We start from the raw sequence: 16,106 nt of genomic DNA, 5'->3' as shown, positions 1-16,106 counted from the left end.
AATGGCGCAATGGAATCTGGGCGACATTCTCGATGCGATCGAGTCGGTTCTGCCCGCGACTGCCCCAGCCCTGATCCACGGCACACGCATGATTACTTGGGCGCAAATGGGCGCCCGATCGAACAACATTGCCCGAGCCCTTGCTGCTCAAGGACTTGCACCGGGGACCAAGGTGGCGTTTTACATGCGCAACCGGCCAGAATACGGCGAACTGATGGCCGCCTGTTTCAAGGGTCGTTTCACTCATGTGAACATCAACTATCGCTATCGCCCGGATGAGGTGTTCTACATTTTCGACGATTCCGACAGCGAAGTCGTTTTCTACAGCTCCGAATTCCGCGATTGCATTGTCGAACTCAAAGACCGGCTGCAAAAGGTGCGGTTGTTCGTCGAAATCGGCGAGGAAGCGGCGAAAGCTCCGTTTGCGATTGCCTATGAACAGCTTGCCCAAACGGGCGACGGCTTGCCGCTGGGAATCGAACGGTCGCCGCATGACGAGCTGTTCATCTACACCGGCGGAACGACCGGCATGCCCAAGGGCGTAATCTGGCGCCACACCGATATGCGCGAGGCCCAACTCGATGCGCAACGTCTGCTCGGTCCGACGCCGGACAGTATTGAGGCGGCGCTCGCTCTGATCCGCGCCGACGGGCCTGGACGGATGACCTTGCCTGCCTGTCCCTTGATGCACGGAACTGGCTTCATCACCGCGATCGGGACTCTTGCTTCTGGCGGGTGTATCGTAACGCTGGACAATGCTTCGCTGGACGCGGACGAATTGTGGCAAGCGGTTGAGCGGAACAAGGTGCAGTCGATTGCGATCGTCGGCGATGCCTTCGCCAAACCAATGCTCAAGGCCCTGGACGCCGCACCGGGCAAATTCGATACGTCGAGCCTGATAACCATCGTTTCGTCTGGCGTGATGTGGAGCAAAGAGGTCAAACAGGGCCTGATCCGCCACATTCCGCAAGTGGCCCTGATGGACAGCTTCGGAGCCTCCGAGGGACTCGGTTTTGGTCGTTCGGTGACGACCGCTGCCGGCAGCACGGAAACCGCAAAGTTCACCATCGGCGGAATGTGCGATGTGTTCGATGAAAAGGACCAACCCGTCCCACCCGGCAGCGGCGTGCCGGGCTTCATCGCCCTCAAGGGACCGATCCCGCTGGCCTACTACAAGGATCCCGAGAAATCTGCGCGGACGTTCAAGACCATCAATGGGGTTCGTTATTCGATTCCGGGCGACTGGTGCACGGTCGAAAAAGATGGCAGCCTGACCTTGCTAGGCCGGGGCAGCGTGTGCATCAATACGGCGGGCGAAAAGGTCTTTCCCGAAGACCCATCCGGCGATCGAGGATTCTCTGGTTGTCGGCGTACCCGATGACAAGTGGGGTCAGGCGGTCACCGCCGTGGTTCATCTCCGCGCAGGAGCAACGCTGGATGAGCAGGCGCTCAAGGATCATGTCCGGGGCAAGCTGGCCGGCTACAAGACCCCAAAGGCGGTTTTCGCAACCGATAGCGCGCTGCGCGCGCCCAATGGCAAGGCCGACTATAAGGGCGCGGCCGAACTTGCAGTCGCATTGAGCAACGCCCGATGAGTGACAAGAACGCAGAACTCGATGCACTCATCATCGGTGCCGGTTTCAGCGGAATCTATCTGCTGCACCGCCTGCGTCAGGCCGGGTTCCGCGTGAAACTGATTGATGCTGCGGAGCAGCCCGGCGGCATCTGGTACTGGAACTGCTATCCCGGTGCCCGAGTCGATTCCCACGTCCCGATCTATGAATTTTCGCTGCCCGAGCTTTGGCAGGGTTGGACGTGGAGCGAGCGATTTCCGTCTGGCGCCGAATTGCGCGCCTATTTTCAGTACGTCTGCGACAAGCTCGACCTGTGGCCTGACATGACCATGGGAACCCGCGTGTCGGGCGCGCGGTTCGATGCTGAAAGCAATCAATGGCATGTCGAAACCGCAAACGGAGAGGAACTGCGCACGCGCTTCCTGTTCCCCTGCGCCGGTTTTGCCGCCAAATCCTATACCCCTGACATTGCGGGCAAAGAGACCTTCGAGGGCGAACAGCATCACACCGCGCACTGGCCCCAAGGTGGTCTTTCCTTTGCCGGAAAACGGGTTGCAATCATTGGCACTGGCGCGAGCGGCGTTCAGGTCGCACAGGAAGCGGCACGCGAGGCCGCCCAGCTGACCCTGTTCCAGCGCACGCCGATCCTTGCCCTGCCGATGCAGCAGCAATGCCTGACAACTGAGCAACAGGTGCAGGAAAAACCCGGCTATCCCGCCATCTTCGATGCACGACGCCACACGAGCGGCGGGTTTGATGCCAATCGTCTGGACGCAAACACGCTCGATGTTGACGCAGCCGAGCGCGAAGCGAGCTATGAGCGTTTGTGGCGAGCCGGTGGCCTTCGGTTCTGGTTCAACAATTTCGCCGACCTGCTGACCGACGAACGGGCCAATCGCTTCGCATATGATTTCTGGCGCGACAAGGTCCGCGCGAGGATCACCGATCCATCGTTGCACGAGGTTCTGGCACCCACCGAACCACCGCACCCCTTCGGCACCAAGCGCCCGTCGCTCGAACAGAATTATTATGAAATTTTCGCGCAGGACAATGTCTCCCTGGTCGATCTCAAGCAGGATCCGATCACGCGCATCGCCCCTGAGGGCATTCAAACCGCGGCCGGATTGGTCGCATGCGATATCATCGTCTTTGCCACCGGGTTCGATGCGGGCAGCGGCGGACTAATCGACATGGACATTCGCGGCCTGCAGGGCCTCAGTCTTGGAGAGGCCTGGACCGATGGTGTCCGTGCCTATCTTGGCAACTCGGTCTGCGGGTTCCCGAACATGATCTTTCATTATGGCCCGTTGAGCCCATCCGGCTTTTCGAATGGCCCGACCTCGGCCGAGCAGCAGGGTGACTGGACAACCGGATTTCTTGTTTATCTGAGAGAAAATGGGTTTTCGCGCTTTGAGCCGGATGCGGAGGCGGAACGCGAATGGACCGGAATGGTCGAACAAATCGGCGCTATGACTCTCTTCCCCAAGGCCAAGTCCTGGTACATGGGCGATAACGTTCCGGGCAAGAAGCGCCAGCTCATCAACTTTCCGAGCGTCGCCGCCTATTCCCAGATCTGCGACGAGGTTGCCGCGAACGGCTATCGCGGATTTGTTTTTACCCCTTGATGATTTCGATTGGAAGAATTCTTGCCCACTGATGCGATCAACGGCCTTGGCGATATCGACCCGACCTGGGCGGGCGATCAGAACAGTTTGCCGAAGTGGTTTGTCGATGCCTTGGCGGTTCCGCGCGAGGAAGGATTTGTCGAGGTTGATGGCATCTCCATACACTATTTCCGGTGGGGTCAACGCGGGAAACCTCCGGTACTGATGACCCACGGCTTTCTTGCCCACGCACGCTGCTTCGCTTTCATCGCGCCATTTCTGGCCGAAGATTTCGACGTTGTTGCCTACGATCTTTCCGCGATGGGCGACAGCGGCGTGCGCGCGAACTGCGATATGACAGCGCGCGGTGGCGAGATGATCGGGGTGGCACGAGCGCTTGGCTTGCTCGACAATGGGCGCAAGCCGTTCATCGTCGCTCACAGTTTCGGGGCCAGCGTCGCGCTGGAGGCGCTCGATCAAGCGCCAGGGCTTTTCGCCGGAGCAGCCATCTGCGACATGATGACCTTGCGTCCAGCGATGCTCGAGGCATTCTGGGCGGGCGGTCACACCAGCCCCGGCTCTGGCGATCCCGACAAGCCGCTCCGTATCTACCCCGATTTCGCTGCGGCCCGCGACCGCTTCAGGCTTTCGCCCCCCCAGCGAGTCGGGCAACCCTTCTTAATGGACTATATGGCCTATCATTCGTTGCGCCGGGTGGAGCAAGGCTGGACCTGGAAGTTCTCACCCGACGTTTTCAAGCGCGACAATGCGCGGGCCGACTGGCTAAGCATTGGCCCAAAACTGATCAATGCCCCAGGGCGAAAAGCGATCATTCACGGGGAGGATAGTCTGCTCTTCACCCGTGATTCCCGAGATTTTGTGCAAGAGCTGGGCGGCGCGGATATCCCGATCATCGCCGTACCCGGCGCGCGGCATCACCTTATGCTTGATGAACCACTCGCTTTCGTGGCGGCAATCCGGTCGGTGCTGGAAATGTGGACCTGTACGTCGAGCCGGAGGAGAGAATGCTAGCCAACGATTTCAACAACGGATCCATAGCCGGCATCCTCAGGAATCACCAGAACCCGTCGGCCATCGCGTTCCTCAAGGCGAGGAAGTACAGGAACCAGCGGCCGTTCTTCTGCGCGCCGCATGCAATCCGCTGAATCGCACGCTTCGGCCAGCAATTGCACATTCATCCGGGTCGGGAAAATAACAGTGCGTTCTCCGCTCTCAGCTAGACGTAAGACCTCTTTCGGCGCGATCCATTCTGCATCGACAGTTTCGTGTCCATCGCAGGCTGCGAGCTGGTTTGCGGGGGCGTGAGCAACATAGAAAAAAGTGTCGAACCGCTTGGGCATGATTGGCGGAGTGATCCAACGGGCAAAAATGCCAAGCGAATCAAGCTGCAGCTGCACATCCAAGTCACGCACCACCTCGATGAATTCAAGCTCTCCTCGATCGACCTTCGCGCGAACATCCGGGTCGCAAACCATTTCGAAGAGTGTCCCATTGCGATGGTGCGCCAGCAGAATCCCGGCCTCTTCGAACACTTCGCGGATCGCGGCGATGCGCAGCTTTCGCTGAACCTCGTCGAACAGCTCCCAGCCGCTGGCATGGTCTGCCCAGGCAGGGTCGGCATCCCCCTGGTGCAGCTTGCCGCCCGGAAAAACCAGCGCGCCCGAAGCGAAATCGATCTGCTGGTGCCGCTTGACCATAAGCACCTGAAACTCAGGGGTATCGCGGAGCAGGAGGATCGTGGCAGCCGGGCGGGGTTCGGACGCACTTGAGTCGTTCTGCATCATTTTCTCCAATTGACATAAGTCTGAGATTGTCGTGCGTTACTTCGATTAGAGGGCGCACATGCTAACCGACATAGGCGCCACGTCCGCTCGCAAGCAGCCTGCCATCAGCGTCCTCGATCCGAGTTTCCGCGACGCTAATCTGCTTTCCCAGTTTCACCACACGCCCAATCGCGCGCAGCGGACCCGATGTCGCCGGACGGTGGAAATCAACCCGCATATCGGCGGTGGCGCGCGCCGATCCGCCCAGCGCGTTGATCGCATACAGGCCGGTCAGGTCGATCAGCGCCGAAAGGATGCCGCCATGCGCCGACCCGATTACCGGATTGGAGACGATCTCATCCCGCCACGGCATTTCGAGGATAAGTTCCTTGTCGGTGAGTTCAGCGATATCCAGCCCGAGCCAGCGATGGAACGGTGCAATCTGCAACATGGCGCGGAGTTGTTCGATATCCATTCCTGCTGCCTGCTCGCTCATGCCGCAATCCCATTCCCATGAGCGCGTCTCAGAAAATCGAGGATCGCATCGCCAAAGGCGTCATTCCGATCGCCGACCACCAAATGCGTTGCATCGGCTATGTCGCCATATTCAGCGTGGCGTACTAACTCGCGGCCGTTCACAACCACTTCAGGCGAAACGAGGTCGTGCGATCCTCCGCAGATTAAATGGGCCAGCGTCGCCGAGAGGCGCTTCCACGCCCGCTTGGTTTGACCACCGCCATGAGCGAGCAAAAGAGGCATACCGCACTCGGCCCCTTCGATCAGCGCGGCAATGGCGTGATCGGAGTGTCCAAAATGGGTAACGGGTAAACTCGACATGCGCTTATCATAAAGTAAGATCGATTACAGTAAAGTCTGTTCACTTGCGTCAATTGCGTATAGGATGCGCGCAATGCCTCACCAGTTCGACCCGCTCAGTTATGTGACCGATGCCGACGAGCTAGTGTTCCTCGTCGAGGAAGTGCCGCGCAAGCTCCGCCGCTTGTTCGACGCCTCGACCGCCAGGTTCGGTCTGACCCGCACCCAATGGCGCGCGCTTGCCTACATCTTTCGAACGCCGGGTCTTACCCAGACCGAGCTTGCGAAGTGTCTCGAACTGGAACGCGCTAGCGTAGGCCATGTCATCGACCAGCTCGAAAGGGCGGAGTATGTCGAGCGCCGCGCCGTTGAAGGCAATCGCCGGGTGTGGACGCTGCACCTGCTGCCCAAGGCAGTGAGCATACTCCCTTCGTTGCGCGAAGAGGCGGACGCCATTTACGAACGATTGCTCGCAGGCTTTTCAATAGAAGAGATTGCAACCGTGCGGCTTCTGCTAAGCACAATGACCGCAAATCTGGATCCCTAGTCTTAATTGGTAAGGACATCTCGCTGTAGCATCGCGGCCTCAACACGAACCGTCTGCCTTCTGCCGATTCGCGCGCAAACGTCGCTCGGTGTGACGCAAATATCCGCCGCTTGTGCGCAGATTTCCCAACTTAACACCGCGTCGGCTCCGATCACCTCACAGAAACTCGGCCTGAAGGCACCCGGTGCTTGCGTCCGTTGTCTTCTCTGCTCTTCCGTATCCGTTTCTATCCTTCCGCAAGTTATTCTATCCGCTCTTGCGATGGCCATACCAGAGACGGCGAATTTTGTTGCGCTTGATGCCTTCTGGCGAAATTCTTGGGTCAGGGGGCACCAGTAACTGCCAACGAATGGAAGCAAGTCCCATGTCCAACTCTGACAAGATCATCCGCCTGAAGACCGTCCTCGCTCGAACCGGGCTGTCCCGATCCACCATGTATCGCAAGATCGCCGAGGGAACTTTCCCGTCCCAAGTGAAGATCAGCGTGCACGGCGCGGGCTGGCGGGGATCCGCCGTCAATTGCTGGATCGATGATCCGGCCTCATATCGGAATGAGGGTGCGACACAGTGAAACCGCCGCCCCCGGTCGAGCCGATCTGCGTTAAGGTCAAAGACGCAGCCCGCATGATCGGCGTCGGTCGCACCAAGCTCTACGAACTGATTGCGTCGGGCGAGATCGAGGCCATCAAGCTTGGCAAGTCGACCCGCATCATGACTGTCAGTCTGCACGACCTGGTCATGCGGCAGCGCGAGCCTGAATAGGCTCGGCTGCCCCCGGTTTCGCTACCGGGGTGCAATTGCCCAGATAATCCGCCCATTGCTTCATCAAGCTGCGGCGCTTCGCGAAGAAATCGGTTCGGCGGTAGGCGGCTTCGACCTTGTTGGGCAGCTTGTGGGCGAGGGCCTTGTCAGCAACCTCCTTGGGGCAGTCGGTGCATTCGGCGGCCCAGTCCGTGAAAGTGGACCGGAAACCGTGTACGGTGATGCTGGCAAAGCCATCGTCGCGCAGCAGCTTGGTCATGGTCATGTCGCTGATGGGCTTCTTGCCATCATTGGAAAAGACCAAGCCAATTTCACTGGTTCGCTCATTCCAGCGTTTGCGCAGCAGTACCACAACCGGCACCGAAAGCGGCACGACGTGGGTTTCGCCAGCCTTCATCCGTTCGGCGGGAATGGTCCATACCGCATTTTCCAGGTCGAACTCGGTCCATACTGCAAGGCGCGTCTCGTTGGACCGCACGGCGTTGTAGATAGTGAAGCGCAGGGCATCGCGTCCGGTCGTTGGGGACGCGGCGGCAAGCTTCCGCATCAGCGCCGGGACATCGGCATAGGGCATGGCCTCCATGTGCCCGCGTTTGTCGTTTTGACGCGGCAGGCCCTTGCGCACCGAACGCAACGAGACCTCTTCCGGCACCCAGCCTTTCACATGCGCGAAATCGAGCACTACGCCGATGCGCTGGAGCAAGCGCCGCGCTGTTTCCGGTATCTCCAGCCATATCGGGGACAGCGCCTCAACGACGCAGGCGCTGTCCACCTTGTCGACCGGCTTCTTGCCGATGCGCGGAAAGAGGTGTCGCTCAAAGCCAGATAGCCAGCGGACATGATGTCCGTCCTTCCAGCCGTCACCCAGGGTTTCATGGCAGGTGCGGGTTGCAGCTTCGAAGGTCGGAATGACTTTGCGCGCCTTTCGCCGCTCGGCGACAGGATCGAAGCCTTCACGAACCCGGCGGCGCAATTCGGCTGCCGCTGTTCTGGCATCTGCCAGCGAAACATCATGCGCCGATCCCAGTCCATAGTCGCGGCGGTGGCCTTTCAACTGCATACGCAGCACCCAGGTGCGCGCGCCGCTGGGCTTCACGACCAGGCACAAGCCCCTCCCGTCGACATGGCGACCGGACTTCGCATTCTTCACTTTCAATACTGTCAGCGCCATCAGGTTATAGTCCCTGTCAGGGATTCATACCGCCAAAATCAGGGGTATTTGGTCCCACAATCGTTCCCACATTTCAGCGGGAATTCAGGCGATTCAGGGCGACCGACCGCGAACACGTTACAAGATAAATCGCTGATTTTACAGAGTAGTTGGAGACGCTCTGAAATTGCCTGAGACGAAAGTTATAGCGCCTCCTCCGCTACCAACATTTCCAAAATCGTAAGACGCAGACCAGAATTGGTTAGTTAACCCCTGTCCGGTCGCGCGCCGCGGGTGATTAGCCGCATCGCGGCATGGCGCAATGTGTCAAAGCCGGGCGATGCGTCCAGCTTTCCGGCCATGCGCAGCACGATCAGGCCGTGGATCGTAGCCCAATAGGTGTGGGCGATCTGGTCAGGGTCACCTTCGAACAATCCAGCCTCAGCCATTTCGCGGACATAGGTGGTCAGCGTCAGGTGCGACCGCCGCTCAGCAGCGCGCAGGTCATCGGATTTTTCGCCTTCTTCCTGTTCGTAATCGAACATCACCTGATAGGCGGCAGGTTCCTGCATCGCGAAATCGACATAAGCATCGCCGATTGCGCGCGAACGCTCCCACAAATCATCGGTGCTGTCGTGCGCTGCCTCGATCCGATCCGAAAAGCGGTTATGCGCTGCTGCACGCAAGGCATCGAGCAATTCGGCCTTGCTGGCGAAATAGCGATAGAGCGAGGCGGCTGTCCAACCGAGTTCGGTAGCGATCGAGCGTAGCGACAGCGCGGCAATGCCATGCGCCGCAATCTGGCGCTCCGCAACCTGCCGGATACGCTCCCGAACGTCATGAACCTGTTCGTCTGTCAGCAGCACTGCCATGGCTCTTGCCATAGTAAACACTGTTCGTTATGCAAGTGCTAAACACTGTTTAGCATGGGAGAGCGAGGCATGTCGGAAGGCTATAAGACGATTATCGTCGAGAAACGCGGGCAGGTGGATTGGCTGACATTCAACCGGCCAGACGCGCTGAACTCGATCTCGGTCGACATGGTCGGCGAGCTCAATGACTATTTCGGCAAGCTCTATCATGACCGGACAGTACGCGTCGTGGTTATGCGCGGCGCGGGCAAGGCCTATTGCGCCGGACTTGATTTCAAAGAACTTGGCGGGCGCGATCCGGGTGCCATCCCCTTTGGCGGTGGCTTCGGTTTTCAGGGCTGGCTCGCCGATGTCTATATCAAGATGCGCCGTTGCCCGCAGCCGATCGTGTCGCTGGTCCATGGCCCGGCATGCGGCGGTGGCTTTGCCTTTGCGCTCGCCTCCGACATCCGCATTGCCGGCGAAAGTGCGCGCATGAACGCGGCCTTCATCCGCATCGGCCTCTCCTCCTGCGATATGGGGGTCAGCTATTTCCTGCCGCGTTTGGTCGGTGCCTCGATTGCCTCCGAATTGATGCTGACAGGGCGCTTCATTCAGGCGCAGCGGGCTTTGGCTGTTGGCTTAGTTGCTGAAGTTGTTCCCGACGACCAACTCGAAGCCGCCGCCCAGCCATGGGTAGATGATTTGCTCAATGCCTCACCTATGGGGCTGCGCATGACCAAGGAAGGGCTCAATATGGCTATCGATGCCGGCAGTCTCGAGGCCGCAATGGCGATCGAAAACCGCAACCAGTTGATGACCGCCGGCAGCAAGAATTTCGCCGAAGGGATGCGCGCCTTCATTGAGAAACGCAAACCCGAATACGCCCCCGAATAAGCCATCCAGCAGGACCGAACCATGAGCCACTCCCGCTACCCCCATGTCTTCTCGCCGCTGAAAATCGGCAACACCACGATAAAGAACCGCATCCTGATGGGTTCGATGCACACCGGTCTTGAAGACCTGCCAGATGCCGGGCCGCGCCTTGCCGCCTATTTTGTCGAACGCGTGAAAGGCGGGGTCGGCATGATCATCACCGGCGGTATTGGCCCGCATGAGACGGCCGGCTTGGGCGCGAAACTGATCACGTCTGCGGATGTCGCGCTGCATAAACAGGTAACCGAGGCGGTTCATGCCGAAGACCCCGAGGTGAAGATCTGCATGCAAATCCTGCACACCGGGCCGCTTGCAGGAACACCCGATTGCGTTGCGCCGTCAGCAGTCAAATCGCGCATCGGTCGCTTCGCGCCGCGTGAGCTGGATGAGGCAGGCATCGAAGAACAGATCGCCGCCTTCGCCCGCTGTGCGGCGCTCGCCAAGGAAGCCGGTTATGACGGGGTCGAAGTGATCGGATCGGCTGGCTATCTGATCTCGACTTTCCTAGTCGAAGAGACCAACCAGCGCCCCGACCAATGGGGGGGCAGCTGGGAAAACCGGGTGCGCTTTCCGGTTGAGGTGATGCGCCGCACCCGCGCCGCTGTCGGCCCTGATTTCGTGCTGATCTTCCGTATCTCGGCGATGGACATGTTGCAGGGCGGGCTCGCCTGGGATGAGGTGGTGAGCCTTGCCAAGGCATTGGAGGCCGAGGGCGTTGATGTGATCAGCACCCACTTCTGTTGGCATGAAAGCTTTGTGCCCACCATCGCCACCATGGTTCCGCGTGCGGCCTTTGCGCAGGTGACAGGGCGGTTGCGCAAGGAATTGTCGATCCCGCTCATCACCTCGAACCGGATCAACATGCCCGATGTGGCCGAGGAAGTTTTGGCGCGCGGCGATGCCGATATCGTTTCGATGGCGCGCCCGATGCTGGCCGATCCTGATCTCGTCAACAAGGCGCGTGAGGGTCGGGAGGATGAGATCAACACCTGCATCGGTTGTAACCAAGCGTGCCTCGACCATACCTTTACCGGCCAGCTCACCAGCTGCCTCGTCAATGCTCGCGCATGTCGCGAAGTCGAACTGGATTATCCGCCAGTCGCCGCAGCAAAGCGGCTGGCAGTGGTAGGTGCAGGCCCCGCAGGTCTCGCTTTTGCGACGCTGGCAGCCGAACGTGGACACAAGGTCACCTTGTTCGATGCGGCAGACGAAATCGGCGGCCAATTCAATCTCGCCAAACGCATTCCGGGCAAGGAAGAGTTTTACGAAACGCTGCGCTATTTCGGCCGTCGGATCGAAACCACTGGTGTTGAATTGAAGCTTGGCAAGCGTGTGGGCGTTGAGGAATTACAGGACTTTGACGAAGTGGTCGTTGCCACCGGGATTGAACCGCGCAAACCCTCCATCCCTGGCATCAATCATCCCAAGGCGGTGCGCTATATCGATGTTATTCAGGGCAAGGCACAGGTGGGCAAAAAGGTTGCGATCATGGGGGCGGGTGGCATCGGCTTCGACGTTGCCGAGCTGATCAGTCATGAAGGCACATCCGCTGCACTCGATATTGATGTCTTCGCCCGCGAATGGGGTATCGATTTCAAGAACCACCCGCGTGGTGGCGTGACCGGCGTTGAACCGGTCGTGGCGCGTAACGACCGCCAAGTGACACTGCTGCAGCGCAAGACCAGCGCTGTCGGCAAGAACCTTGGCCGCACCACCGGCTGGACGCACCGCATCACCCTGCAAAGGCGCGGGGTGGAGATGATTGCCGGGGTCGAATATCTGTCGATAGACGACGATGGCTTGCACACGCTGGTCAATGGCGAACCGCGCACCTTCGATGTCGATACGGTCATTATCTGTGCGGGACAGGAGCCGGCGCGCGGTCTTTTCGATGCCCTCGAAGCAGGCGGCGTGAAGGCGCATCTGATCGGGGGCGCCTATGAGGCGTCGGAACTCGATGCAAAGCGGGCGATCAAGCAGGCTTCGGAACTGGCAGCGGTCGTCTGACCGCTGCTGCCAGGGCTTGGCGGGGCTTGGCTTTGCTGGCATGAACCTCGTGCGCCCATATGGCGCGTCTGGGGAGGGACATGCATTTTAGCGAACGACTGAAGCCGCTTCTACGCGAGCCGCTGGTCCATTTCCTGCTGGCCGGTTTGGCAGTCTTCCTTTTCTCGGCATGGCGCGGGGAGGAGGTCGATCCTGCGAGCCGGACGATCACCATCGACGAGGAGCAGGTCTCGCGGCTGGTCGCGAGTTGGCAGCAGACTTGGCAGCGACCGCCGACACAGGCCGAAATTGACGGTTTGATCCGCGACCATATCAAGGGCGAAATCTATTACCGCGAGGCGAAGCGGCTTGGCCTTGATGAGGACGACACCGTCATCCGCCGCCGCTTGCGCGCCAAGATGGAATATCTCGCCGCTGCGCAGGTCGAGAATGCGACGCCAGACGATGCCACCTTGCAGAAATGGCTCGATCGCAATCCGGCGCGCTACACTGCCAATGCCACCTATAGTTTTGACCAGATCTATCTCGGGCAAAATGAAGGTGCGGCCGAGCGCGTCAAAGCCGCGCTGGCCGCGGGCGGGGATTGGAGCAAATTGGGTGAGGCAATTTCCCTCCCGCGCTCGCTCGAAAATGCGCCACAGGGCGAGGTAGCGCGTGATTTTGGTGAGGGCTTTGCAGCGGCGCTCGCGGGTAGCAAGGTGGGGCAATGGACCGGGCCGATACAATCCGGTTTCGGCGCGCATATGGTTCGCATACGTGCAGTGAAGACTCCGCAAAAGCCCAAGCTTGCCGATGTCCGGCAGGCAGTCGAGAATGATTGGCGGGCGACGACCACCAAGGCTCGCGAGGCGGCGGCCTATCAGGCGTTGCTCGACGGCTACACGATCAAGATCGCCCAGCCGTGATCCGCTTCCTGCTGTTGCTTTTTGGCTTGTTGCTGTCGGTGTCTGTCCAGGCCGATGAGTTGCGTCCCGGCTATCTCGAATTCACCGAGAAAAGCCCCGGCGCATGGACCTTGGTCTGGAAGGCCCCGATGCGCGGCGGGCTGACGCCGCAGACCCAGCCGCTGCTACCCATGGGCTGCAAAATCACTGGCGAACCCAGCCGCGAAATTTCCGGCATCTCGCTGGTCACAACTTCCACGGTTGCCTGCCGGGGCGATGTCTCGGGCAAGTCTATCGGTCTATCGAATTTCGAAGCCTCACAAACCGACGTGCTGGTGCGCGTCCAGCCGCTCGGCCGTCCGGTGCAGGCGCTGCGCCTGACACCCGCCGAGCCAAATGCGGAGATCAAGGCGAAACCTGATCGTTGGCAAGTTGCACACACCTATTTCGTGACAGGGGTCGAACATATTCTGTTCGGTTACGACCATTTGCTGTTCGTCGTCTCGCTGGTGCTTTTGCTCAGCGGCTTCTGGACGATTGCCAAAGCGGTGACGGCTTTCACCGTGGCGCATTCGATTACGCTTATCGGGACAACATTGGGCTTTCTCGGCCTGCCGCAGCGTCCGGTGGAAAGTGTGATTGCCCTGTCGATCCTGTTCCTTGCGGTCGAGATTGTGAAGAAGCGACCCGATCAGCCACGTCTTTCAGAACGGATACCTTGGGTGGTCGCGTTTGGTTTCGGTCTGTTGCACGGCTTCGGCTTTGCTGGGGCGCTCAACGAAATCGGCATGCCCGAAAGCGATGTGCCGACCGCCTTACTGACTTTCAACCTGGGCGTTGAAGCAGGACAGCTGGTGATTGTCGCACTGTCACTTGCGCTGCTGGAACTGCTTCGCCGCTTTGCTGCGGCCCTTATGCATCCGGCATTGCGGCTCGCCGCTTATGGCATAGGTACGATTTCGGCCTTCTGGTTTATCGAGCGCACCTTCGCCTAGGCGCTAGCCAACCAACGCTCTCTCGATCTGCTCCCGCAGCCACGCCTTGGAATCCGCATCGGCAAAGCTGTGCGATACGCTGTCCAATGTCTGCACGTCGACGTCGCTGCGATCACGCGCGTCATCGAAGGCGCTGCCCTTCCACGCCGCAATGAAGGCCATCGCTGTGGTATCACGGCTGGCGAGTAGTATCGTTGTCGGCGTGGTAGCGATTGAAAGGGCGTTACTTATTCGTTGAGCCAGACTGGTCGGCACCTCTTTCTGCGCGGCGCGTGCGAGGCCGCCTGCCAGTTTCCTGAGGTCAATCTTGCCGGTGAGCAAGTCAATCAGGCTGCGCGGATTTTTGAGCCTCGCCCAATAGCGGGCGCGGATTACGGCTGCGGATGGTTGCGCGGGTGCATCCGCTTCGGAGTCCGCCTCAATCACCCAAGGATTGGCAAGCACGAGTCCGTTGATTGGCAGGCCGCCATGGAACAGGGCGAGCGAACTCGCAGCATCGCAATTGCCAAAGGCAACAATCCGCTGGAGATGCGGCACTTGTGCACGGAAGGCAGCGACGGCAGCAGCAATATCAGCCGCGCTGCTTTCGAAACCGCGATTTTCGCCTTCGCTGTCGCCAACGCCGCGCCGGTCAAAGCGGAACACCGGATAGCCCAAAGCGGCGACATGCGCGGCCAGCGCTGCTTGCCCCGCATGCGCACCGCTGCGGATTTCATTGCCTCCGCTGACGATCAGGAAGCCTGTGGTCTTGTCACCCTCGTCGAGCGTCGCAGCGCACCACGCGCCTTCGCAATCAAAGCCTGTCAGCCGCCGCATGAGGCGCTCCACTCATGGAGGTCAGTGGCGATTGCATCGGACATAGCGGGATCATCCTGCGGTTCCGCGCGCAGCCATAGGGTGGAACCTGCAATGTCCTGCCCCAAGGCGCGCAGTGTCAGTTGCGCAACTTCGGCAGGTTCGGCGCTTGCAAGTTCCGCCACCATTGCGGGGCCTAGCATATTGCCAGCCAGCTCTATCGGCGCGGCCTTCGCAGCCTCCATCAACCCCGCTTCGCTGGTCGCTTTGCCCGCTTCCTTGTCGCCCGCAATCCGGGTGCGGATCATCGTCTTCAGAAGGCTGGAACCCTTGGCTGGAGCTAGTCGCCAGTGCGGCAGATTTGCCGCGCCATTGTCAACCAATGCACCACCGCGCAAGGAGGCGATGTGTGTTGCACCGAACTGCGTGGCAGCAGCGCCGACCGCTTCGCGCCAGGTCGAAAGACTTTGCTTTTCGAGCGACGTAAGGCTTTCGTTGCAGCCCGGAAGATCAACCAGAAAACTGCCTGTACCGCGTTCCGCCAACCCGCGCATCGCCTGCACCAGCATCCGGCGGGACCGGTTCATCTCGTCGAATAGCGGCGGAACAATCAATATCTGGCGCGATGCTTCCGCACCAAAGCAGAGGACATGTTCTTCATGCCCCGCAAACTGGTAAGTCCGATATTCGGGGCGCGGGCTCACTACCCGACCTTGGCCTTTGCAAAGGCGACGAGGCTGCCAAAGCTTTCGAACAGTTCGCCGTCGATATCATCATCATCGATCATGATATCGAGCCGGTCTTCCATCTCGGTCAGCAGGCCCGCCACTGCCATCGAATCGAGCTCGGGCAGTGCGCCGAACAGCGGTGTATCGTCGGTCATCGCGGCAACGGTGGCAGGCGCAACGCCGAGGACATCGACAAGCAGTTCGCGGATCGTGGTTTCAACGCTGTCGGGAACGAAAGGCATTCTGTTAAACCTCATTAAAAGTCGTCACCCCCGCGAAGGCGGGGGCCCAACTCCGGTGGATTAAATTTCCCCGGCGGGGGATGGATTCCCGCCTTCGCGGGAATGACGAAGATTATGTACTATCTGTATGTTTCTCAATCCATAGCCCGATAGGCGCGCCATTTGCGGAAGGCAATGTGCGGCCAGTTGGCGGGATGGTTCGGCCAGAACATCTCGAGTCGGTAACGCTCGCGCACATCCTCCATCCACTCGACCTTATAGGCATCATTGCCGGTGCCGAAATCTATGAGGTCGACGCGATCCACGTCGATGACATGCTGGAACAAGGCCGCCGATAGCAGCGTGCCAGGTGAGGCCTGCATATGCCGCTCGTCATGCGCCAGCTTGTGTATCAGAGCGACACCATTTTCGACCGTCCAGAATTGTGCCGC

At 59.7% G+C, this 16,106-nt stretch carries 20 protein-coding genes; 11 read left to right on the top strand and 9 right to left on the bottom strand.

Annotated elements, in window-relative coordinates; all coding sequences use genetic code 11:
- Window position 1: 1 nt before the first annotated feature.
- The 4 genes from Q0239_RS11240 to Q0239_RS11225 are packed head-to-tail and all read left to right on the top strand — an operon-like array spanning window position 2 to window position 4,210.
- Window positions 2–1,381, top strand: a complete 1,380-nt coding sequence (locus tag Q0239_RS11240) for an AMP-binding protein (protein WP_298602728.1) — start codon at window positions 2–4, stop codon at window positions 1,379–1,381.
- Entirely contained in the window at window positions 1,305–1,595 is a 291-nt protein-coding gene (locus tag Q0239_RS11235; RefSeq protein WP_367276091.1) for a hypothetical protein, read from the top strand. Before Q0239_RS11240 ends, Q0239_RS11235 begins: the two co-directional genes overlap by 77 nt.
- Window positions 1,592–3,199 (top strand): NAD(P)/FAD-dependent oxidoreductase, encoded by a 1,608-nt coding sequence (locus Q0239_RS11230; protein WP_298602726.1) that lies wholly within the window; start codon window positions 1,592–1,594, stop codon window positions 3,197–3,199. The genes Q0239_RS11235 and Q0239_RS11230 overlap by 4 nt, the downstream gene beginning before the upstream one ends.
- A 9-nt stretch (window positions 3,200–3,208) precedes the next feature.
- Window positions 3,209–4,210, top strand: a complete 1,002-nt coding sequence (locus Q0239_RS11225) for an alpha/beta hydrolase (protein WP_298602723.1) — start codon at window positions 3,209–3,211, stop codon at window positions 4,208–4,210.
- Here Q0239_RS11225 and Q0239_RS11220 read toward each other — a convergent pair.
- The 3 genes from Q0239_RS11220 to Q0239_RS11210 form a co-directional block, all read right to left on the bottom strand.
- Window positions 4,207–4,983: an NUDIX domain-containing protein gene (locus tag Q0239_RS11220; RefSeq protein WP_298602720.1), complete on the bottom strand. Its 777-nt coding sequence runs from the start codon at window positions 4,981–4,983 to the stop codon at window positions 4,207–4,209. The genes Q0239_RS11225 and Q0239_RS11220 overlap by 4 nt on opposite strands.
- A 61-nt stretch (window positions 4,984–5,044) precedes the next feature.
- Window positions 5,045–5,458 (bottom strand): hotdog fold thioesterase, encoded by a 414-nt coding sequence (locus tag Q0239_RS11215; protein ID WP_298602717.1) that lies wholly within the window; start codon window positions 5,456–5,458, stop codon window positions 5,045–5,047.
- Window positions 5,455–5,799, bottom strand: coding sequence for a hypothetical protein (locus tag Q0239_RS11210; RefSeq protein ID WP_298602712.1), 345 nt, complete (start codon window positions 5,797–5,799; stop codon window positions 5,455–5,457). Before Q0239_RS11210 ends, Q0239_RS11215 begins: the two co-directional genes overlap by 4 nt.
- Before the next feature lie 64 nt (window positions 5,800–5,863).
- On the opposite strand from Q0239_RS11210, the gene Q0239_RS11205 reads away from it, so the two are divergent.
- From Q0239_RS11205 to Q0239_RS11195, 3 genes are all read left to right on the top strand, one after another.
- Window positions 5,864–6,325, top strand: coding sequence for a MarR family winged helix-turn-helix transcriptional regulator (locus Q0239_RS11205; protein WP_298602709.1), 462 nt, complete (start codon window positions 5,864–5,866; stop codon window positions 6,323–6,325).
- Window positions 6,326–6,689: 364 nt separating this feature from the next.
- Window positions 6,690–6,896 carry an AlpA family transcriptional regulator gene (locus tag Q0239_RS11200; RefSeq protein WP_298602706.1) on the top strand — a complete coding sequence of 69 codons (207 nt, stop codon included), beginning with the start codon at window positions 6,690–6,692 and terminating at the stop codon, window positions 6,894–6,896.
- Complete coding sequence (locus Q0239_RS11195) at window positions 6,893–7,087, top strand: helix-turn-helix domain-containing protein (RefSeq protein ID WP_298602703.1); 195 nt, start codon at window positions 6,893–6,895, stop codon at window positions 7,085–7,087. The genes Q0239_RS11200 and Q0239_RS11195 overlap by 4 nt, the downstream gene beginning before the upstream one ends.
- On the opposite strand, the gene Q0239_RS11190 is transcribed toward Q0239_RS11195, so the two are convergent.
- Together Q0239_RS11190 and Q0239_RS11185 are read right to left on the bottom strand one after the other, a co-directional pair.
- Window positions 7,062–8,258, bottom strand: a complete 1,197-nt coding sequence (locus Q0239_RS11190) for a site-specific integrase (protein ID WP_298602700.1) — start codon at window positions 8,256–8,258, stop codon at window positions 7,062–7,064. The genes Q0239_RS11195 and Q0239_RS11190 overlap by 26 nt on opposite strands.
- A 245-nt stretch (window positions 8,259–8,503) precedes the next feature.
- Window positions 8,504–9,109: a TetR/AcrR family transcriptional regulator gene (locus tag Q0239_RS11185; RefSeq protein ID WP_298602697.1), complete on the bottom strand. Its 606-nt coding sequence runs from the start codon at window positions 9,107–9,109 to the stop codon at window positions 8,504–8,506.
- Window positions 9,110–9,178: 69 nt separating this feature from the next.
- Here Q0239_RS11185 and Q0239_RS11180 point away from each other — a divergent pair, with 69 nt between their 5' ends.
- The 4 genes from Q0239_RS11180 to Q0239_RS11165 all read left to right on the top strand — a co-directional run bounded on the left by Q0239_RS11180 (window position 9,179) and on the right by Q0239_RS11165 (window position 13,910).
- Window positions 9,179–9,985 (top strand): enoyl-CoA hydratase/isomerase family protein, encoded by an 807-nt coding sequence (locus tag Q0239_RS11180; RefSeq protein ID WP_298602694.1) that lies wholly within the window; start codon window positions 9,179–9,181, stop codon window positions 9,983–9,985.
- Window positions 9,986–10,006: 21 nt separating this feature from the next.
- Window positions 10,007–12,031 (top strand): NADPH-dependent 2,4-dienoyl-CoA reductase, encoded by a 2,025-nt coding sequence (locus tag Q0239_RS11175; RefSeq protein ID WP_298602691.1) that lies wholly within the window; start codon window positions 10,007–10,009, stop codon window positions 12,029–12,031.
- Window positions 12,032–12,111: 80 nt separating this feature from the next.
- Window positions 12,112–12,936, top strand: a complete 825-nt coding sequence (locus Q0239_RS11170; RefSeq protein ID WP_298602689.1) for a peptidylprolyl isomerase — start codon at window positions 12,112–12,114, stop codon at window positions 12,934–12,936.
- Window positions 12,933–13,910 carry a HupE/UreJ family protein gene (locus tag Q0239_RS11165; protein WP_298602686.1) on the top strand — a complete coding sequence of 326 codons (978 nt, stop codon included), beginning with the start codon at window positions 12,933–12,935 and terminating at the stop codon, window positions 13,908–13,910. Before Q0239_RS11170 ends, Q0239_RS11165 begins: the two co-directional genes overlap by 4 nt.
- Before the next feature lie 3 nt (window positions 13,911–13,913).
- Here Q0239_RS11165 and Q0239_RS11160 read toward each other — a convergent pair whose 3' ends face one another.
- The 4 genes from Q0239_RS11160 to Q0239_RS11145 all read right to left on the bottom strand — a co-directional run.
- Entirely contained in the window at window positions 13,914–14,726 is an 813-nt protein-coding gene (locus Q0239_RS11160; protein ID WP_298602683.1) for a hydrolase 1, exosortase A system-associated, read from the bottom strand.
- On the bottom strand, window positions 14,714–15,409 hold the full coding sequence (locus Q0239_RS11155) for a hypothetical protein (protein WP_298602680.1): 696 nt from the start codon (window positions 15,407–15,409) through the stop codon (window positions 14,714–14,716). The genes Q0239_RS11160 and Q0239_RS11155 overlap by 13 nt, the downstream gene beginning before the upstream one ends.
- The gene (locus Q0239_RS11150; protein ID WP_298602677.1) at window positions 15,409–15,675 is read right to left on the bottom strand and encodes an acyl carrier protein; all 267 of its coding nucleotides are present in this window, start codon (window positions 15,673–15,675) and stop codon (window positions 15,409–15,411) included. Before Q0239_RS11150 ends, Q0239_RS11155 begins: the two co-directional genes overlap by 1 nt.
- A 134-nt stretch (window positions 15,676–15,809) precedes the next feature.
- Window positions 15,810–16,106: GNAT family N-acetyltransferase (locus tag Q0239_RS11145; protein WP_298602674.1), on the bottom strand; the 297-nt coding region annotated here is incomplete at its 5' end.

The sequence above is a fragment of the uncultured Sphingorhabdus sp. genome, from assembly GCF_937872355.1.
Taxonomy (GTDB): Bacteria; Pseudomonadota; Alphaproteobacteria; order Sphingomonadales; family Sphingomonadaceae; genus Sphingorhabdus_B.
This window is presented reverse-complemented; position numbering and strand designations above follow the sequence as displayed.